Source organism: Veillonella sp. (assembly GCF_018364065.1).
Lineage (GTDB): Bacteria > Bacillota > Negativicutes > Veillonellales > Veillonellaceae > Veillonella_A.
On record NZ_JAGZMO010000005.1, the window covers coordinates 1 to 24919 of the forward strand.

Below are 24919 nucleotides of genomic sequence, written 5' to 3' on the forward strand. Positions count from 1 at the left end.
TTACAACTTACAACTTACAACTTACAACTTACAACTTACAACTTACAACTTACAACTTACAACTTACAACTTACAACAAGATTATCACAGAATGCTTACATACGCTGCAATGTTTCCACAGCCTTTACTTTGTTAATAATTGTTTTGACAATGTTATCTAAACGGCTGTTCGCTTCGTAATCGGCCGGGACAATGAAATTAACACGATTATCTTTAATCAGATTCGCCGCATTTTTAATACCATTTTCCTGATCCGGATTATATACGGCAATCGCTTGGCCTCCATTTACCTTAACCAATTTCATACAAGGTACGTCAGTCAATCCGTCGCCAATGTAAATCATATTGCTGAAAGGCACGCGTCGTTCCACTTCCGGCGTATATTGATTGAGCTCTTTGTCGCTGTTTGTCGTAATATCCAATACACCCTTATTAATTCGGAATAAGAATTGCGTTTTGGCGGTATAATTTACAGCTACCTTCGGCCATTCAATAAGCCCGTTGTAGTCGTACTTAAACTCACAGGCATAAATCTTCTTAAAATACTGCGCAATTTCACTGCCGTCAATAATTTCTTTTACACCGGATGAAACAATATAATGCTCCACCTTCACACCCTGCGTTTCACCATAGGCACTAATACGTTCAAACCAGCTCTTCACCCCCGGGAAGAACTTAATACCTTCTCCCAACTTCTTCAACGTATCGCGCGTAATCTTAACTTCCTTCTGACGGCTCATTTTGACCATCATAAACATGTACGCCAAAATACCGTCCATACCCTCGCTATCCGTTAACCCGTTAGCCTCGCGCCAAAACTCACTCGGCGTAACCCCCAACTCAGGAATAAAACCATACTCCTGCATATCCTTCGTACACAACGTCTTATCAAAATCATACATCAAAGCCACAATAGGCTTCTCATTCAACACCATACAACCAGCCCTCCTTCAAAATCCAAAACCTCCCATATGTGCTGCATCCTTACGGACTTACACTTTAAAACGAAACACCTACACACTCAAAACACACTATCATCCCAAGCCTCTATGTCAGACACTTCCCACCACTCATAGTGGCGCCCCTTGCGGAACACTTTTATGTGCAAAAAGACTTCTTCATTCCGAAAGCGCTAGCCTCCATCACAAAAAACTCTCTAGCCACGCATAATGGCGCTCCTCGCAGAACGCTTTTATCTACGAAAAGACTTCCTCTGTGCAAACAAATTGCCCTTCTACGCCTCAATGCTAAAAAGCGTTGCCAGCACGTATAATGGCGCTTCCCGAAATTTAATTTGTATGTACAAAGAGACTCCTTCATTTCAGAGGAGCTAGCCCTTTCGTGCATGCACGGGGATAGCGACTTGAAATGAAGAAGTCTCACCACTACTAAAAAGATTTCACAAAAGCGCCATTTGTGCTAGCCCTTTCATGCATGGGGCTAGCGACTTGCGCTGAGAAAGTCTTATTAATTCTAAAAAGATTTCGCAAGAGCGCCATACGTGCTAGCCCTTTCATGCATGGGGCTAGCGACTTGCGCTGAGGAAGTCTAGAATAAGCTTAAAAAAGTTTTCGCAAGAGCGCCACTATACCAACGCCTATTGCCAACACCAAAAATCCAATTAAAAACAAACTACCAAAGAAAAATAGTATTGTAAGAAGAATTACCGACACGGCAACAATAAGTAGTTTCCCCTTCCAGCCGATGGAGCTGAGGGTAAATATTTTTATGCCCGGAATCGCCTGCTGTGTATATTCGTCGCGACTATAGCCATCATAGGATCCATTAGTCTGCGCGCGATTTTCACGGCGAATGTCTTCTTCAGACTGTTCTCTACCGTCTTCATCAATAGTGACTCCGTCAAAAGCACGGCGTTCTTCTTCTGTTAACACACTTGTACGTTTCGTAGCATAAGATTGTTTTTCTTCCATAGCAATCTCCTGTGTCTTAAAACTAAAAATCGGCGAAAGCAAGTCCTAAAGCTTACAATGTTACTTTTATGCGTTCAGGTATTTCTGGAGCAATTCATTAACTACGCCAGGGTTTGCACGGCCTTTACTTTGTTTCATAACTTGACCAACTAAGAAGCCGATTGCTTTGCCTTTACCGCTCTTGAAGTCTTCTACAGATTTAGGGTTATCTGCAATAACTTGTTTTACAATTTCTTCAATAGCACCGGTATCAGTAATCTGTACCAAGCCTTGTTCTTCTACGATAGTCGATGCGTCTTTACCGGTTTCCCACATGGAAACGATAACTTTCTTCGCAATTTTACCGGAAATAGTGCCCTTTTCGATAAGAGCAATCATACCGGCCAATTGTTCAGGTTTAATTGTTGCATCGGCAAATGTAATATTTGCGTCGTTAATGAGTTTAGCCATGTCGCCAAGCATCCAGTTAGCCGCTGTTTTAGCGTCTGCACCGGCTTTAACAACCGCATCAAGATAGTCCGCTGTTTCGCGAGCTGCTGTTAAAATACGGCTGTCTTCATGAGACAAGTTGTATTCGTTCTGGAAGCGTTCCTGTTTTGCATCAGGAAGTTCAGGCAAGTTTTTGCGCGCTTCTTCGATTTGTTCATCCGTAATAACGATTGGCACCAAATCAGGTTCAGGGAAATAGCGATAGTCGTTTTCTTTTTCTTTCTTACGCATGGAAAGAGTAACGCCTTTGCTGTCATCCCAAGTACGAGTTTCCTGAACAACAGTACCGCCATCTTCAAGAGTTTCAGCCTGGCGAACTGCTTCGTATTCGATACCTTTTTGAAGAGCTGTCAAAGAGTTCATGTTTTTGATCTCAGTTTTCGTGCCCAATTTTTCGTCGCCCATTAAACGTACGGAAATGTTGGCATCACAACGAAGGCTGCCTTCTTCCATACGAACGTCGGATACGTCGAGGTATTTAATGATGGAACGAAGTTTTTCCACATACGCACGCGCTTCTTCACCGGAGCGAATATCCGGTTCCGATACGATTTCCAACAAAGGTACGCCTGTACGGTTGTAGTCTACGTTGGAGGAGTCGGAATTACTGATAGTGGAACCGCTGTGCACCAATTTACCGGCGTCTTCTTCCATGTGAATACGGGTAATGCGGATGCGGCGAGTTTCACCATTTACTTCAATATCCAAATAACCGTTCAAGCAAATTGGCAAATCATATTGAGATGTCTGCCAGTTTTTAGGAAGATCCGGATAGTAATAGTTTTTACGGTCGAATTTATTGAAATGTAAAATTTCACAGTTCAACGCAAGACCTACGCGAATGGCATATTCCACTACTTTTTTGTTAAGTACAGGCAGTACACCCGGCAAACCTAAGCAAACAGGACATACATGGGTATTTTGTGCGCCCCCGAATTCAGTAGTACAGGAGCAGAAAATTTTTGATTTAGTTTTCAGTTCTGTATGGACTTCAAGTCCTACGACTGTTTCGTATTTCATAGTGTTACCTCCCCGATGGATGCTACTTTGGTACATTCAGGACGAGCCTGTTCAAAGGCATAAGCAGCCCGTAACAAGACTTCTTCTCCCATAGCAGGAGCTAACAATTGCATGCCGATAGGCATACCATTACTTGCAAAACCGGCCGGTACGGAAATACCCGGAATACCTGCCAAGTTAACAGGTGTAGTACAAATATCTTCCATGTACATGGACAATGGATCATTTACTTTTTCACCAAATTTGAACGCAGTGTTAGGCGCCGTTGGTGTTAAGAGAACGTCAACTTTTTCGAAGGCAGCATCAAATTCGTTTTTAACTAAACGACGAGCTTTTAAGGCTTTCAAATAGTAAGCGTCATAGTAACCGGAGCTGAGTACATAAGTACCTAAGAGGATACGGCGCTGTACTTCCAAGCCGAAACCTTCAGTTCTTGTTTTAGTGGACATTTCCACCAAGTTATCGGCAGGCACACGAAGGCCATAGCTTACACCGTCATAACGGGCCAAGTTCGTGCTGGCTTCTGCCAAAGCGATAATATAGTATGCGGATAAAGCGTATTTAGAAGTAGGCAGGCTTACTTCAACGATTTCAGCGCCTAACTCTTCATAAGTTTTAGCCGCTTTTTCAATCGCTTCGCGCACTTCGCTGTTAATACCTTCACCGAAGTATTCTTTCGGCATACCGATTTTAAGACCTTTCACATCGTTTACCAATGCTTTGGTGTAATCAGGGCGTTCACCCGGAATGGATGTGGAGTCTTTAGGATCGTGGCCGGAAATAGCGTTAAGTACAATCGCTGCGTCGGTTACGTCGCGAGTCAAAGGTCCGATCTGGTCCAAAGAGGATGCGTACGCAATCAAGCCATAGCGGGATACATTGCCGTAAGTCGGTTTTAAACCAACTACACCGCAGTAAGAACCAGGTTGACGAATAGATCCGCCTGTATCGGAACCTAAGGACCAAATAGCACTGCCTGCGGCAACGGCTGCAGCGGCACCGCCGGAAGAACCGCCCGGTACATACTCTGCATTCCATGGATTTGTAGTTTTTGCAAATGCGGAGTTTTCTGTGGAACTGCCCATGGCGAATTCGTCCATGTTCAATTTACCTAAACCAACATAATCCAATGCTTTCAACTGTTCTACAATGGTCGCATTGTATGGAGGTACAAAGTTTTCCAAAATTTTAGACGCACAGGTCGCTTTCTGACCTTCGATACAAATATTATCTTTAATGGCGCCAGGGATACCTGCCAATGGGGAAATCGCTTCACCTGCGGCAATTTTAGCATCAACAGCGGCAGCCACTTTCAATGCGTCCTCATGAGAGTCGGACAAATAAGCGTGCACGATAGGTTCCGTTTTTTCCTTATGTGCAATAATCGCCTTCGTAAGTTCTACGGCGGACAATTCTTTCGCCGTTAATTTTTTATGTAATTCATGAATGGTCACTGTACTTCCTCCTATTCCTGCACTACGCGCGGTACTGTAAAGTAGCCATCATTTTCTTCCGGTGCGTTTTGCAGAGCTAATTTGTGATCTAACGAAGGTTTTACCACGTCTTCACGGAATACATTCTGCAATGGCACTGCATGCGCCATTGGTTGTACCCCATCGAGGTCTAACTCTTCCAGTTCTTCTACATAAGAAAGTACATCATTCAATGCTTTTTCAACTTGTTCCATATGTGCTTCATCTACGCTGAGACGTGACAAAAGCGCAATATTTTTTATTTCATCGCGACTAATTTTCATCCGTACACATCCTTTCCATTCTATCATTATACCAAAACGCCTGTTACATTGCCATATTAACCGCGGTCAGACACGACATGTTATAACTTTTTTTCAAGCATTTCGTAACACTTTAACTTTATTGCCAATCCTTAATGAGTTCTAAAAACTCCTCTTCGTTTATTATACGGATGCCCAAGGATTCCGCCTTGGTAAGTTTGCTGCCTGCTTCTTCGCCGGCAATAACCATCGTGGTTTTCTTGCTTACGGATCCGGTAATCTTGGCGCCATGTTTCGCCAATAATTCGCCCGCTTCCTTACGGCCCATCTGATGGAGAGTACCGGTCAAAACAATGGTTTCCCCGGCCAGTTCATCACCTTGCGGCTCTTCAATCACTTCTTCCATGGAAACGCCCAATTGACGAAGTTCTTCAATCAGTGCCGCATTGTGCTCATCTCGGAAATACTGTGCAAGACTGGCCGCCATAGTAGGTCCGATTTCAGGAACGGCCGTAAATTCTTCAATAGTTGTATTCATAAGCACGGTCATGGACGGGAATTGTTGTGCAATAGTCTGTCCCGCTTTGGCGCCGATTAAGCGAATACCGAGGCCGAAAAGCAAACGACCCAAGCCGCGCGTTTTAGAATCATTAATCGCTTTTACCAGGTTTTGCGCCGATTTTTTACCCATGCGCTCCATAGTAACCAGCTGTTCTTCTGTCAATTTATATAAATCGGCCACTGTACTAATCAATTTATAGCGAATCAAACTTTCCACAATGCTAGGTCCCAAACCTTCAATATTCATGGCATCACGGGAGGCAAAGTGAATGATTTTTTCTTTTTCAATGGCCGGACAATGTTCATTCGTGCAGCGTACGGCCACTTCGCCTTCGCGGCGTTCTGTTGGAAAATCACAAACAGGGCAATGAGCAGGCATTGTAAATGCCACTTCAGACCCGGTTCGTTTTTCCGGCAACACGCGGATAACTTCCGGAATGATTTCCGCCGCCTTGTGAATCATTACATGATCGCCGATGCGAATGTCTTTTTCCGTAATAAAGTCTTCGTTATGAAGTGTGGCACGTGCCACATTCGTACCGGATACGAATACCGGTTCCAGTTCCGCTGTAGGCGTTAAGACACCGGTACGTCCCACATTGATAGTAATGTCCTTCACCACGGTTTCCACTTCTTCCGGCGCGTATTTGTACGCTGTAGCCCAACGTGGATCTTTTACGGTAGCACCCAGCTGTTCCTGGTCGTCAAAGCTGTTTACTTTGATAACCATGCCGTCTGTATCGTACGGCAAGTTGTGACGCTCTTCATCCCAATAGGCAATGCGTGCCACCACATCATCGATGGAGTGATAAAGGCGATAATGAGGATTTACATGGAAATGGTACGATTCCAGCGCTTTTAAAAGTTCTTCCTGTGTGTGAATATCTGCACCGTCCACCATACCGATGGCGTACGCGAAGAAATCCAAGTTACGGCTCGCTGTTACGGCCGGATCCAATTGACGAAGAGAACCGGCTGCCGCATTACGAGGGTTTACGAAGGTCGGTAAACCGGCCGCTTCGCGTTCTTCGTTAATACGGGCAAACTCTTTGTGAGGCATATACGCTTCACCGCGAATTTCAATATATGGCGGCGCATTTTCAATGAAAAGCGGTACGGACTGAATGGTTCGCACATTAGCCGTCACATCTTCACCTACACGGCCGTCGCCGCGCGTTACGGCACGCACAAGGAGGCCGTTTTCATAGTGAATGTTCACCGCTAAGCCGTCGATTTTAAGTTCCACCACATAATCCGGTGTGTGCCCTAAATCACGAGCTACACGTTCACCGAAAGCGCGCACTTCTTCAGGGCTGAACACATTGCTCAAGCTGAGCATAGGACGTCCATGAACAACCTTCGGGAAGTCGCCGGACAACTTAGCCCCCACACGCTGCGTCGGTGACGAAGGGGTAATAAGTTCCGGATGGGCTGTTTCCAAATCTACCAGCTGGCGATACAAATGGTCATACTCATTATCTTCCATGAGTGGCGCGTCCTTTACATAATACAAGTAAGCGCTGTATGCCAACAGTTGCTGCAAAGCCTGTGCTTTCTCCGCATCAGTTTTTGCAGTAGTTACTTTATCTCTTAAATCCATGAATACGGTCATCTTAATTCTCCAATCGTTTAATCGGTGCAAATTGAGCCATTATAATACGCACCCCTTGGGTCGGGAAATTAATCTTCAACTTCATGCCGGAGCCGCTGCCCTGCACTTCAATAACAGTACCGTTGCCCCATTTACCATGAACCGCTGTATCGCCCACTTTCCAGTCCCCAACGACCGGATTGCGCACCACCGGCTTCGTTACCGGACGGGACGCTACAGACATATGATGCGGCACATGACGGGCTGTTTCATCATTTATGCGACGTTTAGCGCGCAACTCTTCCACATATTCACTTGGAATTTCTTTTAAGAAGCGGGACGGTAAATAGCCGTTCGTACGACCGAATACAGTACGTGTAGTCGCATTTAGAAGATACAACTCTTTTTCCGCACGGGTAATCCCTACGTAGCACAGGCGGCGTTCTTCCTCGATTTCCGCCGGGTTCATCAAGGTGCGGCTATGAGGGAATAAGCCCTCTTCAAGACCTGCCAGGAATACAATCGGGAATTCCAGACCTTTGGCAGAGTGCAATGTCATGAGCGTTACTTTGGAGTCCGCCTGTTCATATGTATCCACATCATTTACCAGAGCCACCTGTTCTAAAAAGTCTTGAACGGTGCCGTTCGGATTTTCATCCAGGAATACTTTGGCCACGGACAGCAATTCACCGATATTTTCTACGCGTGCTTCATCCTGTGGATCTGTGCTGTCTTCCAATTCTTTCAGATAGCCCGTCTGTTCCAAGATTTCTTCCAAAATCTGCAATACGGTGAGGTCTTCCATTTTAGAAACAAGGGTAAAGATTAAAATACTGAACTCTTCCAGCTTTTGACGAGTCTTGCCCTTGATAGTTGGAATCTGATTTAAAATGGTCAAAGTCATGAACAAGGAGTTCCCTGTTTCTCTGGCGAATTCCTGCAGTTTGCTTACTGTTGTGGCACCAATACTGCGCTTCGGCACATTAATAATACGGATTAAGCTTAAGTCGTCAAAAGGGTTAAAAATAACTTTTAAATAGGCCAATACGTCCTTTATTTCCTTGCGGTCATAGAATTTGGTGCCTCCAACCATGGTGTACGGAATGCCGCGCTTAATGAGTCCTTCTTCGAGCGCACGGGATTGCGCGTTGGTACGATATAAAATCGCCATATCTCCATACGGCACATCATGTGTTTCATGGTTTTTCGCTATGGTCTGGCTGATAAAAGCCGCTTCTTCCTGCTCAGACTGAGCTGTAAAATGACGAATCTTGGCGCCCAAGTCTTTTTCAGTCCACAAATTCTTTTCCGGACGGCCTTCGTTATTTTCAATAACCGCATTGGCTGCTTCAAGAATTGTCTTTGTGGAGCGATAGTTCTGCTCCAACTTGATTGTTTTACAGTTCGGATAGTCTTTTTCAAAGTCTAAAATATTCTGAATATCCGCACCGCGCCATGCGTAAATACTCTGATCCGCATCACCAACTACACAAATATTGCCCCATTTAGAAGCCAATAAATGAGCCAGCGTGTACTGCGCATGGTTCGTATCCTGGTATTCGTCAATCATAATATAGCGGAAACGATGGCTGTATTTTTCTAAAATATCTTCGCGAGTCTGTAAAAGCTTAACCGCTACAACTAATAAGTCGTCAAAGTCGAGTGCATTATTCTTGCGCAGTTCCCGTTCGTAGTATTCATAAACGTCAGCCACTTTCTGACTGTAAAAATCACGTGCTTCCAAGCGATAATCGCGAGCGAAGAGCAAACGGTTCTTCGCATCAGAAATCTGACTCATCATAGCTCCTACCGGATAGTATTTGTCATCCAGATTTAACGCTTTTAACGCTGCTTTGATAACAACTTGAGAGTCTCCTGTATCATATATGGTAAAGTTTTTGCTGTAACCTAAGAAGTTGTCCAGCTCAAACCGTAAAAACTTGGCGCAGAAGGAGTGAAATGTGCTTAACCAGATGCGGTCTGCCAAGGAGCCTACAATATCCTCTACACGGCTTTTCATTTCCTTCGCCGCTTTATTGGTGAAAGTAATGGCCAGAATTTCGTAAGGACTTACTCCCTGTTCCAGCAAATAGGCGATGCGGTATGTAAGCACTCTTGTTTTACCCGATCCGGCACCGGCCACAATGAGTAACGGTCCTTCTGTGGTTCTTACCGCTTCCTGTTGTTCTTTATTCAGTCCGTCCAATAATGTTTGACTCATACTCTACCTTTCTTTATATCTTTATATCTTAATTACATATGACAAACCGATTTTATCGTAGCCTGTCATACGAATTTCATCTTATTATAACGAACAAAAACGTTGCCAGCAGCAACGTTTTTGTTTTCCTATACTAACTAGCATGTTTCAATCAATACGAATGTATAAATCATCGCATCCTAATTATTTCTTATTTCATAGCTCCCAAAATTTGAGGAACGATTTGTTTCTTACGGGATAATGTGTTTGGTAAGAATACTTCCTGAGCTTTTACTTCTTTACCGAATGCATCAGCCACTACAGACGCTACATCGCCGGCAAAGAGAAGGTTTGTGCTTTCTTTCAAAATGTCTGTTACCATGATGTAAGAAGCGGCATAACCGTTAGCAGTACGTAACTCTTCAAGAGCTTTCAACAAAGCGGCTTTACGAGTCAATACATCGTCAGCATTCATAGTGGAAAGCTGACCGATACTGATTACCTGGCCGTTAGCAGTGAATTCTTTCATGTCTGTACGAACGATTTTTTCGTCGCTGAAGTCGGACACGTCAGCACCGGCTTTAAGCATTTCAAGACCATATGCTTCTAAATCAACGCCGGCAATATCAGCTAATTTCTTAGCAGTATCTTTGTCTTTAGGCGTGCAAGTTGGAGATCTGAATAATACAGTATCAGAAATAATAGCGGATAAAAGAAGACCCGCAATATTCTTAGGAATTTCCTGACCATATTGCCAGTACAAGTTAGCAATAATTGTGCAGGAGCATCCTACCGGTTCGTAATGAATGAAAATAGGATTTTCAGTCGTTAAACCGCCAATACGATGATGGTCAATGTTTTCGATAATTTCAGCATCTTCAATGTCGTCGATGATCTGAACTTTTTCATTGTGGTCTACAAGAATAACTTTTTGTTTGTCCTTAGGAGCTTCCGCATTAGCACGAACCATGCCATAGTAAGTAGTACCTTCTACTACAGGGAAAGTGCCTGCATGACCGCGGTCGAATTCTTTCAACTTCATATCAGGAGAAATTAACTGACAAGTTGCTTTGGATACCATATCAGCAGCTTTTACTTCTTTATTTTCGAGCCATGCATTGCTGAGGGCTTCGATTAAATGTTTAGGCATAATAACGCCTACGAAAGTATCGCCGTCAACTACAGGGATGCGATTCATATCGTGTTCAGTGCGCCATGCAAGAACAGTCTTCAAATCAGCATCGGCAGGAACAGCCGGTACGTTTTCCATTACGTCTTTAATACGAACAGCAAAGCTGGTAACGATTGGCGGATGTTCTACACCAAAGTAGTTCAACACAAAGCTGGTTTCTTTATTAGCAGGACCTGCACAAATTGCTTTTGCAGGAATATTCATCTGATTTTTCAGGTTCGCATAACCTAAAGCAGAACAAAAAGAGTCCGTGTCAGGACTTTTATGACCAGTTACAAAAATTACATCATTACTCATGATCTCACCTCTTAAAAAAATACAATAAACTTGCATTTGTCGTCTATCTATTATAGCACATATCGATATATTTCTGAATGGAAAATCAAGGTCTTTATAGGATTTTTCTGTAATATGTTCGTAAAACCCTACAATCATATAACCCCCAATTATCTCCAAGCACATGAAACTCCATTAATAGTTAGACATTTTTCCAAACCTTCATAGCTAACAACTCTTTCCAACATTTATAGCTAACAACTTTTCCCAATAAAAAAGACTATTACTTCCGCTTCTCCGCACCGCTGGCAAAAGCGGCACAGAAATGCGAAAGTAATAGTCCTTAAATATGTAGTCTCAACTAGAGGGAATCAATATTTTTATAAGAATAATACGAAGTTAGCAACTACTAATGTAACACCGGCGCCGATCATAGGAATGGCTGTACGTTTTACAAGGTCAAACGAAGAGATACCGGCCATACCGGATGCTACTACGATTACGGCTGTAATTGGAGAAATCGCGCGGAACGCACTGGCGATAAAGTGCATTGGTAAAATCATAAGCACTGTGGATACGCCTGTGTGTGCGGCAATGTTTGGAACCAAGTTGGCAAATGCGAAGAATGGCGCATTACCGGAGCCCATAACAATCGCGGAAACACCGATGATAGAAACCATTACGAGCGTAATGCCGATACCGCCGAATCCGGAAGTCTTAGCCCATTCGATAAGAGCATCGATTGTACCAATAGCCATTAAGCCTTTAGCGAAAATTTCACCGGCTACGATCAGACTGACAACGTTTGCCATCTGGCGTCCCATACCGTCAAAGTAAACTTGTAAGTCTTCCATAGCCAACTTGCCGTCAAATGTACGGAAGTATTGGAAAATCATACCTACTGTAGTACCAACGAACATGGCTACAATAATGTTCATTTTAATCCAGGAGATCCATAAGCTGGAGAATGATAAAATAAGAGCCAACGGAATAATTGGAAGAATCGCGTAAATAAGAGGCGCTTCCTTCTTCAAGTCCGCATTTGTCATCTTATCTTCGTTAACTGTAGTTTCAACGGCCTGTACCACATGACCATCGCGTTTATCCATGTATTTTTGAGTTAAATAATGCAATACAGCTACTACAGGAATAACACAAAGGGCAACCGGCACCTGATAGGAATGCCAATATGTAACAGGGTCAATGTTAGCTAATTCAGCTGCGAAGATTGTACCGGTGTCACTAGGACTCCAGTCAAGACAAAGTGTCGTTGCGATTGCTGCCGTAGCGGATAGTTTACTTACACCCAAAGCAGTCAATACAGGGTACATGGTTACCATTAATAACATGGCCAAACCGGACGCACTGTTAATCGCTAAACCGATGAACATACCTAAAACCCAACATGCGCTCAATACGATGTATGGGGATTTAAGTTTCTGTAACGGTTTGATTGTCAACGTTACGAGCGCTCTGGAAGCCCCGATATGGTCCATGTAGCGGGCAAAACCGCCAACGGCCATAATATTAAGGCCCAGCTTAGCAGCACGGCTACTAAATAAGTTCTTGATATTTTCGAAAATATCAAAAATAAAGTTACCTGTTGACTGTTTAGCCGGAATAATTTCGCCATAGCCTAGGAAATAAGCCAATAGCAAAAGAACTATACCGCCAAGAAACAGTACGGCTTGAGCTTTATAGCGCTTAAACACCAAAAAGCCTACCCAAAGAATAACTACTATAGATATAGCAATATTCATTGTACTACCTCCCTCACCAACAAAAAAATGGGACTCCCTTTAAAATGATTCTACTTGATTCTGATTATAGCATATAAATATACCTTTGGCTCATACTATATATGCATATTATTAATATTTAATTAAATGGATTATATAGAATTTACAATAAGAGTCTAAGCCGATTTCTTCTAAACCCTTGCTACTACACGCTTTACAGAGCATAATAAGAACCATTAATATAATTAAATTTCTAATAATTATTTTTTATAAAGTGCCCACTGGTAATGGAAGAATGCATTATGTATACACGTTTTATAGGACGTAAAAAAAGACCAATGCATAAAATACATTGGTCTTTTAATATTTATCATATTTGGTTACTTTTCAGCAATTAAATTATTTCTTTTTGCCGAAGCCCATTTTTTCAATCATGATAAACAGCATCGGAATAACGAAGATACCGAATACAGTTGCAGAAGTCATACCTGCTACTACTGTAATACCCATGGAGATACGGGCTGCTGAACCGGCACCACTGGAGATAGCCAATGGAATACAACCAAGGATAAACGCCAAGGACGTCATCAAGATTGGACGCAGACGAATCTTAGCCGCTTCAATAGCCGCATCAACGATGCGCATGCCACGCTCATCTACACGGATCTTCGCGTACTCGATAATCAGGATGGCGTTCTTCGCCGCCAAACCAACCAGTGTTAGCAAACCGATCTGGAGGTAAATGTCGTTTGCAAGGCTATATTTGCCTGTAAGATTCAATAAGTAAGGAATGGAAGCCGCACCGACAATCCCCGATGGAACGGAGAACAATACGGCGAACGGTACTTTCCAGGATTCGTATAACGCAGCAAGTACGAGGAATACGAATACCATACCCATGCCTAAGATTAATACAGTCTGGCTACCGGACTTAACTTCTTCACGGGACTGTTCGGCCCATTCATAAGTGTAGCCCTGAGGTAAGTTCTTAGCTGCATCTTCCAATGCGGTAATCGCGTCACCGGAGCTATATCCGGAGCCTTGGTTACCACCAATTTTAACAGCCGGATAGTTGTTAAAACGTGTAATCGTCGATACGGATGTAGTACTTACCGATGTAATATAAGAGGCTACCGGAATCAAAGTGCCGCTGCTGTTTGCAACATAGATGTTGTTATTCATTTCAGGAGAGATACGATAATCTTGTTCCGCCTGAATAACTACTTTATAGTTCTTACCATAGTCAGTAAAGTCATTGACTTGAATACCGCCGTAGAAACCTTGTAATGTTGTGAAAATATCACTTACACTTACGCCATCACGAGCCGCTTTATCACGATTTACTGTAAATTCGTAAGAAGGTGTGCCGTCACTATAGGTTGTATAGATGGAGGCGAATACAGGATTCTGTCGAGCTTCCGCCAAGAAGTTGTTAACAACCTGTGCCATCTGTTCAGGACTGTCACCGGCCTTATTAACGATGTACATGGAGAAACCGCCTGTACTACCCAAACCAGGAATTGGTGGTGGGTTCATTGGTAATACTGTTGCTTCCGGAATAGTGGCCGCAAAGCCCATTACCTTACCAAGCTTAGTATTAATATCCTGACCTACTCCGGTACGTTCACTCCAGTCAGTGAATGTGGCGAACATCAAACCGCCACTTGTCTTTTGACCGCCGGACAAGATATCGAAACCGGAAATACCGATACTACTTACAATATCCTTATCTTCTGCCAAGAAGTCACTGATCTTATTAATAACGGCTAATGTACGAGATGTAGTTGCACCGTCAGGCAAGCTGACAGCAATCATAAAGTAACCATTATCTTCATTCGGAACGAAGGCTCTCGGCAATACGGAGAACACGCCCACAGAAACAGCTACGAATGCTAATAAAGCAACTACAGTAAGCCATAAGCGCTTAGCCAATTTAGCTAACTGATAACCGTACCAGTCACTGAATTTGTCAAGTGCTTCGTTAAATTTATTCAATCCGCGATGAAGCAGATTTTCATGCTCATTCGGTTTGTGCGGACGAAGAAGCATAGCACAAAGTGCCGGCGTCAATGTCAACGCTACGAATGCGGAAATACCTACGGATACGGCAATGGTCAAGGCGAACTGTTTGTACAGAATACCTGTCATACCGCCCATAAAGGATACCGGAATAAATACGGACGCCAATACGAAGGCGATACCGATTACCGGGCCCTGTACGTTTTCCATGGCCGCTACGGTAGCATCATGCGGATTTTTGCCATTTACCTTTATTTCGTATTCCACGGCCTCGATAACAACAATCGCGTCATCGACAACCAGACCGATGGCCAGAACCATGGCGAACAAGGTCAACGTATTAATCGTAAAGTCTAAGACTGTAAATGCCGCAAATGTACCCAGCAATGATACCGGTACGGCAATCATCGGTATCAATGTGGAACGCCATGATTGTAAGAACAAGTATACAATGATGGCAACCAATACGAGGGCTTCAATAAATGTATGAATTACTTCTTCAATGGATGCATTAACGAATTCCGTATTATCTACGACGATTTGCATCTTAACTCCAGGAGGCATGCTCTGCTCCTGTTTCTTCAAGATTTCTTTAACGGCACCGATTGTCTGGATAGCGTTCGCGTCACTGGTAAGCGAAACGGCGAAAACGGCCATCGGATGACCGCCTTCACGGGCAGAAACATTGTAACTTTCAGCACCTAAATGGATATTAGCAACGTCTTTCAAGCGAAGTAAGTTACCATTCGAGTCTTTTTTGATAATAATATTGCCGAACTCTTCCGGAGTTTTCAAACGGCCGCTCAATGTGATTGGCATTGTTTTCTGTTGAACGGATGGAGTCGGATCCGCACCGATTGTACCGGCAGCGGCCTGTTTATTCTGTGCAGAAATAGCGCTGGTAATTTCAGTAACAGTTACATTGTGTTGCGCCATTTTAGTTGGATCCAACCAAACGCGCATCGCAAAGTCTGAACCGAATTCCTGTACGTTACCTACACCGTTAACGGACTTAATTTCGTCCATCATATAGTTACTTGCGTAGTTCTTTAAGAATGTTTCATCATAAGTATCGTCAGGCGAACTTAATGCGAATACCAAAGACATATCGCTTGTGGATTTTGTCGTCGTTACCCCGATAGCCTGTACTTCAGAAGGCAAAGACGCCAATGCACGTTGTACACGGTTCTGTGTATTAACCGTATCCATATCGGCATCTGTACCCTGATTAAATTGTACAGTCAAAGAGTATGTACCACTACTTGTACTGGTTGAAAGCATGTAGTCGAAGTCCTGTACGCCGACAATCTGACTTTCAATAACAGACGCAACCGTGTCACTTACTACAGAAGCGGACGCCCCTGTGTACTGAGCATTAACAAGTACCTGCGGCGGCGTAATCTCCGGATAACGCGCCACCGGCAATGTAATCATAGCAAGTGTACCGGCAATCGTAATGATGAGCGATATAACAATGGCGAATATAGGTCGGTTAATAAAAAATTTCGACACGATATACCCCCTTATTTAGTCGATTCTAATTGTTCTTTAGTAAGGGCGGTCGGTTTTACCTTCACGCCGTTACGGATCTTAGTTAAGCCATCTACAACGATTGTCTGACCAGGTTTTACACCACCTGTTACGATTGTATAAATACCTTGTGTACCGCCTGTTTCAATTGGCACTTGCGTTACTGTACCGGATTCATCTACAACGTAAACGAAGGATTTATTCAATACTTGTGTAATCGCTTTGGTTGGAACTAACATAGCATTTTTAATAATATCCCCAGGAGATACAATTGTTGCATACATGTTAGGAATTAACAAATGATTAGGGTTAGGGAATGAAGCTTTGAACATTAACTGACCGGAAGAGCTGTCAAGATTCTTAGCCGCTTCAGTAATAGTACCTGTGTACTGGTAAGTACTACCGTCAGACAAACGAAGTTGCAACTGTTTGTTTGCCATTGGGTCGGAGCCGTTATTTTTCATAAAGTTCAAGTATTCAGCTTCACTCATACTGAATTGTACGAATACAGGATCTACAGAGTTGAGTGTAACCAATGTAGTGCTGCCTGCCGTTACATAAGTACCCAAGTCCACATCGTCCATTTGCAATGTGCCGTCAAATGGTGCATAAATAACTACGTCCTGTAAGTTATCCTGTGCAATGCGAACAGCTGCTTCATTGGCTTCTAAAGCTGCACGTTGTTGTTGCGCCGTGCTTGCCTGAGTATCCAATGTTTGACGAGCGATGGCATCTTCATTAGCCAATTGTTGGTAACGCTGTAAATCGCGTTCCGCGTTTAAATAAGAAGCGTTTGTGCTTGCCGCATTTGCTTGTGCGCTGGCAAGGCTGGCTTCATATTGACGGGAATCCAAACGGAATAAAGGCTGGCCTTTTACAACCTGCTCCCCGCCTCTTACATATTTTTCAACTACGTGGCCGGACACACGCGCATGAATCGCCGTGCTGCTCTGAGCCACTACAGTACCATTAAAGGATACCGGGATCTGTGTATCTGATGCTGAGATTTTGTATGTATTAACAGCTACTTCTGCTTGTTGCTGTTCCTGCTTACCACAACCGGCCAGCACCATGATTAAGGCCATAATCCCTGCCACAGCACCCAAATAACGAAATTTACTCATTATTTGCCTCCTTACTTAAAATTCCGTATAAAACTATATCAACTATATCTTTAAATAGCACAAAACATTCATCCGGACCGCGTTTGCCGTCTCTGAAAACTGTGCGAACAATGCTCTGCATCATCATTACTAATGTATCTACATTAATAGGACGACATGTGCCTAATTCGATTTCCTTTTCCAAAAACGCTCTCAATTCACTCCAATCCTCTTCCATAACTCGTTCAATTTGCTCGATTAAGGAAGGAATGGCAGTAAACATAACACGATACTGATCACTGCGAATCGTATTGTCTTCATCAAGTTTAATCGTAAAACATTTTCTAATTTTTTCTTCAAAACTCAATGTAGCATCGTTTAAAATTTCACTGTGCAGTCGATGATACTCATGTGCCCGCTCAATAACAATTTTTTCAATAATTTCGTTCTTTGAATAGAAGTTCTCATATAAAGTCCGTTTACTAATATTCAACCTCTTTGCCAGATCATCCATTCGAAACGCAGCCCCATGAAGTTCTATCTCTTTTACAGCAGCTTCCAGAATACGCTTCTTCATTTCCGCCTCCCAACACTCCTTTACTAAAACACATTACTATTTAACATAAACAACTATAACAACAGGTGCATACGAAAAATTCCGCCCTACCGGGACGCGAATTATGAAAAAACAGATTCATATGCATGAACACTACATTCAATAAATAACTATATACCTCCTAAAAACCGTTATGAAAACTCTAGTACCATACCTCAGTTTACCGAAATTAATAAATTATGTCAATAAAATTTAAAAAATTCGTTATACTTTTTTTGATATATAATTATTCCTTTTTTATTATATCAAACTTCATTATTTTAATTTTAGCAAAACTCATCAAATCGTGTATTCTTGGCATATTTTCTGTAGAAAATATGAGGATACATTATTTCTTATTCTAATAACCAAAAATTCATAATTACTAATTTTCTTAGTATATACTTTTCATATTCGTCCAATTACAGAAAACATTTCTCTTTTATAAACAGAAGCTTTGAATTGTATAGAGCATCCAATCCTGCGAAACTCTAAAAAACATTCACGGTGAAACAACATAAATTCAATTACACAATACATATAAAAAGCCTATTTACACATAAATTACAAGTTCATGAAATAACAAATGTTTATATGTAAACAGGCTTCACGGATAGAAAACGTTTAGCAATTTTATTGTAAAACTTCTTTCAACAATTCTCCATAAGCATTTACCACATCTTTATTATATGGAGATAAGGTGTCTAAAAAGGTTTTAAAAATTTGAAAAAATAATTTTAAAATTTTTTTAAGATTATGTGTTGACAAGTATGTAAATATCCTGTAAAATAAATTTTGTTCCCGCGCCGGAGTGGCGGAATGGCAGACGCACTTGACTCAAAATCAAGCGGGTAACACCGTGTGGGTTCAAGTCCCACCTCCGGCACCAGACATAAAAAGCACCTTGCTTATTGGTGCGATCATTTCGAATCAGTGAGCAAGGTGCTTTTTTATTTTTATTAGGTTTTACAAATTTTACGATTCTACTTTATCTAAATCCTCTTTTTACTTTACAATTTATTATTAAAATCAAACCTATTTATGAAAATATGTGATATCTCTTATTAATACTCTATATTTCAGACTCTTATTTCTGTATAATATAAACTGCGGTGTTTTATAATCATATAGCCGCTTTTATTACTAGGTGTAATGTTTTTTAGAAAGGAGTTTTCTATGGAGTCAAAAATCAACTTTCGCTCTGCCGCCAAGTACGCAGCGCCCATAATTGTTGGTCTCATTGTTTTTGCCATGGGTGCGCCAGCCGGCTTAACTGCAGGTGCATGGATTTTTGTAAGTATCTTCGCAGCCTTGGTTGTCGGTTTAATTTTGGAGCCACTACCTCCGGCATTTATCGGTCTTATTGCTATTACATTATCTGTACTGTTTAAAGTAGGTATGCCTGTAGTCGACAAAGCAGGTAAAGCCGTTACAATTACTTCCGGCAGTGCCATCAGCTGGGGCCTCAGCGGCTTCTCCAATTCCATCGTATGGTTAATCTTTGCCGCATTCATGATCGGTATTGGCTATCAGAACAGCGGTCTTGGTCGTCGTATTGCCCTTTTCCTTGTAGAAAAGCTTGGTAAATCGTCTCTCGGTCTCGGCTACGCTATTGCCATTACAGACCTTATTTTAGCCCCATTCATTCCAAGTAATGCGGCTCGTAGCGGTGGTACTATCTACCCTATCGTTTCCAGCATCTGTCCTATGTTCGACAGCTATCCTGATAAGAATCCTCGTAAAATCGGTTCCTACCTTTGCTGGATCAGCTTGGCAACCACTTGCGTATCCAGTACATTGTTCTTAACAGGTCAGGCACCAAACCCGCTAGCTGTTGAGTTAGCAGCTAAAGCCGGTGTTCCTACTGTAAACTGGACCAGCTGGTTCTTGGCAGTTGCCCCTGTAGGCTTACTATTATTTATCATCACCCCAATCTTAACTTACTACTTATGCCCTCCTGAAGTTAAAGGTTCTCCTGAAATCGCTCAATGGGCAAAAGAAGAGTTCCACAAACTTGGAAAAATGACAGCCTCTGAAATCGCTATGGCTTCCATTTCCATCCTTGCCCTTGTACTCTGGATCGGTGCCGGTTACTTCAAAGTAAACCCGACTACCACCGCTTTAGTAGTTATCATCCTAATGGTTCTTACTAAAATCATCTCCTGGAGTGATTTCTTGGCTAATAAACCGGCTTGGAACGTATTAACCTGGTTCGCCACATTAGTTCCTATGGCCGAAGGCCTTAAAAACGTAGGCTTCTTAAAATGGTTAGCCAACATGTTCGGTTCTTCTTTAATCGGACTCGACGTTATGTGGGCTACATTAGGCTTATTAGTTGCCTTCTGTGTATTACGTTACTTCTTCGCTTCCGGTACTGCTTATGTAACAGCCATGGTTGGCCTCTTCGCTACCTTGATTCTACAGATTCCGGGCTCTGACGCAAGCCAGATTATGATCATCCTCTTACTTCCAATGGGTATTATGGGTATCTTAACTCCTTACGGTACAGGCCACAGCCCTGTTTGGTTCGCCAGCGGCTATGTAAAAGGTCCTGAATTTTGGAAATTAGGAGCTATCTTCGGCTTCATTTACTTGGCAATCTTCATTCTTGTAGGTATTCCTTGGATTGAATTCATTTTGCCAAAAATTATGTAATTAACTTAGAGAGTCAGAGGGACTTTCACTCTTCTGCTTTTTATTTAAAAAAGCCTTGTAATTAGTGCTGCAGCCGCTAAATTGATGGCACTAATTACAAGGCTTATTATTTTTGTCCCATGACTCAAATCGTATAACTTTACATTGTAAAAAAATAACGCCACGCATTTAGCGTGGCGTTTGTTGTATTTAGATGGTGGAGACGAGGGGAATCGAACCCCTGTCCAAAAATGTTGCCCCACAGACTTCTCCGAGTGCAGTCGCTGTTTTAGATCTTAGTCAGCTTTTGTACAACGACAAACTACACTAACCCAGCTCAGTTGTTTAACCTGATTTACTTGAGCATATAAATCAAGCGATCCCGTAGTTTGACGCCTTATCCCCACTCACGGGAGAAGCGAGGTAAGACGTAGCTTATGCAGCTAATGCAAAGTTTTCGTTTGCGTTTAATTTAAAAGTTCCACCGTTTTCCGGCCAAATGGAACGCCGACTCGCTATCTGTGATACACGCATCCCTGTCGAAACCATTACGTCCCCATGTATGTAAACTTAATTATAACCAACATAGGGGAACACTGTCAAATATATGGCCTTTATATCACATTTATATTCTATTATTTTCGCCATTCCACCGATTAATAATCGCGATTTTGTTCCTTCATACGGCGCTGAATGTCGCGTTTTGCATCGCGTTCAGCCATATCCTGACGTTTATCATAGTTCTTTTTACCGGTTACCAATCCCACAGTTACTTTGATAAGGCCATGGCTGAAATGGAAATTCAACGGTACTAAGGAAAATCCTTTTTCCTTTACCTGCCCCAAAAGCTTGTGAATTTCACTGCGATGCATCAATAATTTGCGCGTACGTAGCGGTTCATGGTTAAACTGATTCCCTTGTTCATACGGGCTGATATGCGTCTGATATAAAAAGAGCTCACCATTTTCAATACTGCAGAAACTGTCTTTTAAATTAAGACGTCCCTGGCGAATAGATTTAACTTCTGTACCGGTTAAAACAATGCCGGCCTCAAATGTTTCGTGAATATGATAATCATGACGGGCTTTGCGATTATCAGCAATCAAGCTGTTACCGTCTTTTTTATTTAATTTACTCAATACTTACACCTCTATCTATTAACTTATTATTACATATCTATTATTTTATTACTAAATATCTCTTATTTTACTACACTCCGGCCTATTTTACTACACTGTGACTATTTTACTGAACTTACCTATCTTACTACCTCTGCCCAAGCTTACCTAATTTTAGCAACGCAAAGAAACGCCGTATATTAAAACGGCGTTTCTTACTTAGTAGCTTAAGTTCAAAACTTTAATCCTTCAATTCAATGTCTATCTGCGTTTGCCCTTAGATTTACTCTTCATTTTCTTCTTCGCTTTTTTCTTGTCTTTTTTAGGCGCATCTTTTCCTTTTTTACTTTTCTTTTTACCGGCTGCACCGCCCATTGCGGCACTGCGGCTAAAGACGCTGGAAAATCCGCCGGACGGTTTGCCGCCCATACGGCGATTCATGCGGCTGAGGAAGTAAGAAATATCTTCCACCGCACCAAGAACGAAGTCGATTTGTTTCTTCGCTGAGTCGGCTTTTACAAGGGTAACGGTTACGGTTTGTCCCAAATGATATTCTTTGCCTGTATTGCGGCCTACCATAAGGAAATGTTCCTCATCGAAGAAGTAGTAATCATCCGACAATGTGGCAATATGAACAAGTCCGTCAATGCCATTATCCAATTCAACAAAGAGACCGAAGGAAGTAATAGAGCTTACGCGCCCTTCAAATACTTCACCTACAAACGGTTCCATATATTGTACTTTTTTAAGATCCAATGTATCTCGTTCCGCCGCTACGGCAATTTGTTCCTGAATGGAGCAATGTTCCGCCGCTTTAGCCAAGTACGTTTCTGTATCGTCATACTGAGTGTATCCGTTGCGCCAATGAAGTTCTTTCTTCAACAGGCGATGCACGATCAAGTCAGGATAACGACGAATTGGCGATGTAAAATGTGTATAACATTTAGAAGCCAAGCCGAAATGGCCCACGTTTTCCGAGGAATAACGGGCCTGCTGCATGGAGCGCAAGGTCATGATTTGGGCAATCTGCTCTACTTCTGTACCTGCAATGCTGTCCAGGAAGTTTTGAATGTCCCGTGGCTGAATAGTGTCCGCATCAAAATGGAACGGCTTGCCCAAATATGTAACTACTGTCTGCAAAGCCTGTAATTTATCTTCGCCCGGCAGTTCGTGAATACGGTAAATGGACGGTTTTCCTGTTTTCGTAAGGAACTGTGCCACTGTTTCATTGGCAATGAGCATACATGCTTCAATAATTTTTTCCGCAATCGTACGATCTTTACGAACAATACGAAGCGGCGTACCTTCTTCATTTAAGAGAACCTTGTATTCAGGGAATTCAAAGTTCAAGGCACCGGATTTTTCACGCATGCGAATCAATACGGTAGCTACATCGTGCAGACTGTGAATAAGTGGCATTAAGGCCGTTAAATCGTCAGGAATAATCTGCTCCGACAACGCTTTATACACTTCTGTATAACTGCAACGGCGATTTACGCAGATTACAGAAGGAGAAATGGTGTATTTCACTACTTTACCGGATGAATTAATTTCCATAAGACAACTCATGGCATAACGGTCTTCATTAGCGTTTAAGCTACAAATACCGTTGGAAAGAGCCGGTGGCAGCATTGGTACTACACGGTCTACCAAGTACACGCTGGTGCCGCGTTTATACGCTTCTTTGTCCAATGCGGAGCTGCCGCGCACGTAATGGCTTACGTCAGCGATGTGAACGCCCAGCATGAAATTGCCGTTGCTAAGAAGCTCGCAACTTACCGCATCGTCTAAGTCCTTCGCATCTTCGCCGTCAATGGTTACCATTTCAACATGACGCAAATCTAAACGACCGTCTTCAACAGTTACCTTCGTGTTCACAGAAGCCGCTTCATTCAGTACATTTTCAGGGAATTCAAACGGAATCTTATGTTCCGCCATGATGCAGTTAATATCGAGACCCACATCGCCTTTATACCCTAAAATCTGTACTACTTTGCCTTCCGGATGACGACCGCGAATGGTTGGCCAATCGGTCACTTCCACCTGTACCTTCGCACCGCTTCGCGCATCCATAGTGTCTTTCAGATCAACATATACATCGTCTACCAGGCGTTCATCGTCAGGAATGACGAAACCAAAGCTCTTTTGACGATCATAGGTACCCACAATAAAGGTGTTTGCATGTGTAATAACTTCACGCACCACCCCTTCCGGACGGCCGCCCGGATAGGTATTGCCCAAAATTTCTACTTTAACTTCATCATTATGAAGGGCCCCATGACGATGTTCCGGTTGAATCACAATTTCCTGTGTACCGTCATCACTGATAAAGAGGCCGCGCCCCTGGCGCTGTCCTTTGTAAATGCCCTGCCACCAACTGCCGGTCTTGGCATCGGTTAACTGGCGCTTTTTCTTTGCTTCCAAATTGGCGTCTCGTTCTTTTTCCTTCTTCTTACTTACAGGACTGAAACGATTGCGTTCGCCATTTCCATTTGTATCTTTACCAGCCTCTGCGCTGTACTCTCCGGCGCCTTCGCCATCTTCCGATTTGCTCTGATCGCCCGGTACAGTAAAGCTGTAGTATTCTTTATCCTTAGTTTTCAGACGTCCTTCTGCAGTCAATTCCACTACGGTCTGCATGAATTCAGCCAACTCGTCCGCTCCCTTAATCCCCATTACATAAGCGGCATCTTCAATGTGATAGGCTTCCGGTCTGATTTCATAAAAAAACTCTAAAATCTCGTCTCGTAAGGTGAGTTCGTGTCCTGTATCTTTCGCCGACACTTCATTTGCAGATGCTTGTACTTTGTTTGACATATTCTGTTTCATATAATCACCTTTATCCTAAAAACAATCCCAACACTCTAAAAATCCTATATATTTTGATTTATTTACCAAAACTTTACATATATAAAAAAGCCTGCACACGGCAGGCTTCCAATTAGTATTGATTTAAGTAAATTCCAAGACCTAAACTGAGCAACGCAAATACGATACCCAAAATTACGGTTAAACGGGACAAAAGACCGTCGATACCGCGTGCTTTACCGCCAAATACGGAATCAGCAGCACCACTTACAGCACCGCCCATGCCGGCACTCTTACTGGACTGCATAATAACTACTAAAATCAACAAAATGGAAACTACTACCTCAGCAAACATTAAAAAATTTCTCACAACTGTCA

16 protein-coding genes, 1 tRNA gene and 1 other RNA gene are annotated in these 24919 nt (G+C 42.6%); 2 read left to right on the plus strand and 16 right to left on the minus strand.

All coding sequences use genetic code 11. From position 1 onward, the window contains the following. Nucleotides 1-95: 95 nt before the first annotated feature. From KHZ77_RS06460 to KHZ77_RS06515, 12 genes are all read right to left on the minus strand, one after another. Entirely contained in the window at nt 96-935 is an 840-nt protein-coding gene (locus KHZ77_RS06460) for an HAD family hydrolase (protein WP_295196941.1), read from the minus strand. 624 nt (nt 936-1559) lie between these two features. Further along, complete coding sequence (locus KHZ77_RS06465; RefSeq protein ID WP_295196944.1) at nt 1560-1931, minus strand: hypothetical protein; 372 nt, start codon at nt 1929-1931, stop codon at nt 1560-1562. A gap of 66 nt (nt 1932-1997) precedes the next feature. Further along, a complete protein-coding gene (gene gatB, locus KHZ77_RS06470) occupies nt 1998-3440 on the minus strand; it encodes an Asp-tRNA(Asn)/Glu-tRNA(Gln) amidotransferase subunit GatB (RefSeq protein ID WP_295196947.1) in 1443 nt (480 codons plus the stop codon). Beyond that, nucleotides 3437-4894, minus strand: a complete 1458-nt coding sequence (gene gatA / locus KHZ77_RS06475; protein WP_295196950.1) for an Asp-tRNA(Asn)/Glu-tRNA(Gln) amidotransferase subunit GatA — start codon at nt 4892-4894, stop codon at nt 3437-3439. Before gatA ends, gatB begins: the two co-directional genes overlap by 4 nt. Before the next feature lie 11 nt (nt 4895-4905). Continuing rightward, the gene (gene gatC / locus KHZ77_RS06480; protein ID WP_295196953.1) at nt 4906-5196 is read right to left on the minus strand and encodes an Asp-tRNA(Asn)/Glu-tRNA(Gln) amidotransferase subunit GatC; all 291 of its coding nucleotides are present in this window, start codon (nt 5194-5196) and stop codon (nt 4906-4908) included. Nucleotides 5197-5314: 118 nt separating this feature from the next. Beyond that, nucleotides 5315-7348 (minus strand): NAD-dependent DNA ligase LigA, encoded by a 2034-nt coding sequence (gene ligA / locus KHZ77_RS06485; protein WP_295196955.1) that lies wholly within the window; start codon nt 7346-7348, stop codon nt 5315-5317. Nucleotide 7349: 1 nt separating this feature from the next. Then, nucleotides 7350-9548, minus strand: a complete 2199-nt coding sequence (gene pcrA / locus KHZ77_RS06490) for a DNA helicase PcrA (protein WP_295196958.1) — start codon at nt 9546-9548, stop codon at nt 7350-7352. A gap of 190 nt (nt 9549-9738) precedes the next feature. Further along, a complete protein-coding gene (locus KHZ77_RS06495) occupies nt 9739-11016 on the minus strand; it encodes a manganese-dependent inorganic pyrophosphatase (protein WP_295196961.1) in 1278 nt (425 codons plus the stop codon). 359 nt (nt 11017-11375) lie between these two features. Further along, a complete protein-coding gene (gene dcuC, locus KHZ77_RS06500; RefSeq protein ID WP_295196964.1) occupies nt 11376-12755 on the minus strand; it encodes a C4-dicarboxylate transporter DcuC in 1380 nt (459 codons plus the stop codon). Nucleotides 12756-13133: 378 nt separating this feature from the next. Then, the gene (locus tag KHZ77_RS06505; RefSeq protein ID WP_295196966.1) at nt 13134-16265 is read right to left on the minus strand and encodes a multidrug efflux RND transporter permease subunit; all 3132 of its coding nucleotides are present in this window, start codon (nt 16263-16265) and stop codon (nt 13134-13136) included. A gap of 11 nt (nt 16266-16276) precedes the next feature. Next, the gene (locus KHZ77_RS06510; protein ID WP_295196969.1) at nt 16277-17407 is read right to left on the minus strand and encodes an efflux RND transporter periplasmic adaptor subunit; all 1131 of its coding nucleotides are present in this window, start codon (nt 17405-17407) and stop codon (nt 16277-16279) included. Beyond that, entirely contained in the window at nt 17400-17963 is a 564-nt protein-coding gene (locus KHZ77_RS06515; RefSeq protein ID WP_295196972.1) for a TetR/AcrR family transcriptional regulator, read from the minus strand. The genes KHZ77_RS06510 and KHZ77_RS06515 overlap by 8 nt, the downstream gene beginning before the upstream one ends. Before the next feature lie 823 nt (nt 17964-18786). Here KHZ77_RS06515 and KHZ77_RS06520 point away from each other — a divergent pair. Both KHZ77_RS06520 and KHZ77_RS06525 read left to right on the plus strand, forming a co-directional pair. Beyond that, nucleotides 18787-18870: transfer RNA gene (locus KHZ77_RS06520), tRNA-Leu, on the plus strand. A 287-nt stretch (nt 18871-19157) separates the two neighbouring features. Further along, nucleotides 19158-20636 (plus strand): DASS family sodium-coupled anion symporter, encoded by a 1479-nt coding sequence (locus tag KHZ77_RS06525; RefSeq protein WP_295196974.1) that lies wholly within the window; start codon nt 19158-19160, stop codon nt 20634-20636. A 194-nt stretch (nt 20637-20830) separates the two neighbouring features. Here KHZ77_RS06525 and ssrA read toward each other — a convergent pair. The 4 genes from ssrA to secG all read right to left on the minus strand — a co-directional run bounded on the left by ssrA (nt 20831) and on the right by secG (nt 24911). Beyond that, nucleotides 20831-21173: a transfer-messenger RNA gene (ssrA, locus tag KHZ77_RS06530) on the minus strand. A 98-nt stretch (nt 21174-21271) separates the two neighbouring features. After that, nucleotides 21272-21754 (minus strand): SsrA-binding protein SmpB, encoded by a 483-nt coding sequence (smpB, locus tag KHZ77_RS06535; protein ID WP_295196978.1) that lies wholly within the window; start codon nt 21752-21754, stop codon nt 21272-21274. Between the two features lie 240 nt (nt 21755-21994). Then, nucleotides 21995-24562 (minus strand): ribonuclease R, encoded by a 2568-nt coding sequence (gene rnr, locus KHZ77_RS06540; RefSeq protein WP_295196980.1) that lies wholly within the window; start codon nt 24560-24562, stop codon nt 21995-21997. A 112-nt stretch (nt 24563-24674) separates the two neighbouring features. Then, nucleotides 24675-24911: a preprotein translocase subunit SecG gene (secG, locus tag KHZ77_RS06545; RefSeq protein WP_295196982.1), complete on the minus strand. Its 237-nt coding sequence runs from the start codon at nt 24909-24911 to the stop codon at nt 24675-24677. Between the last annotated feature and the right edge of the window lie 8 nt (nt 24912-24919).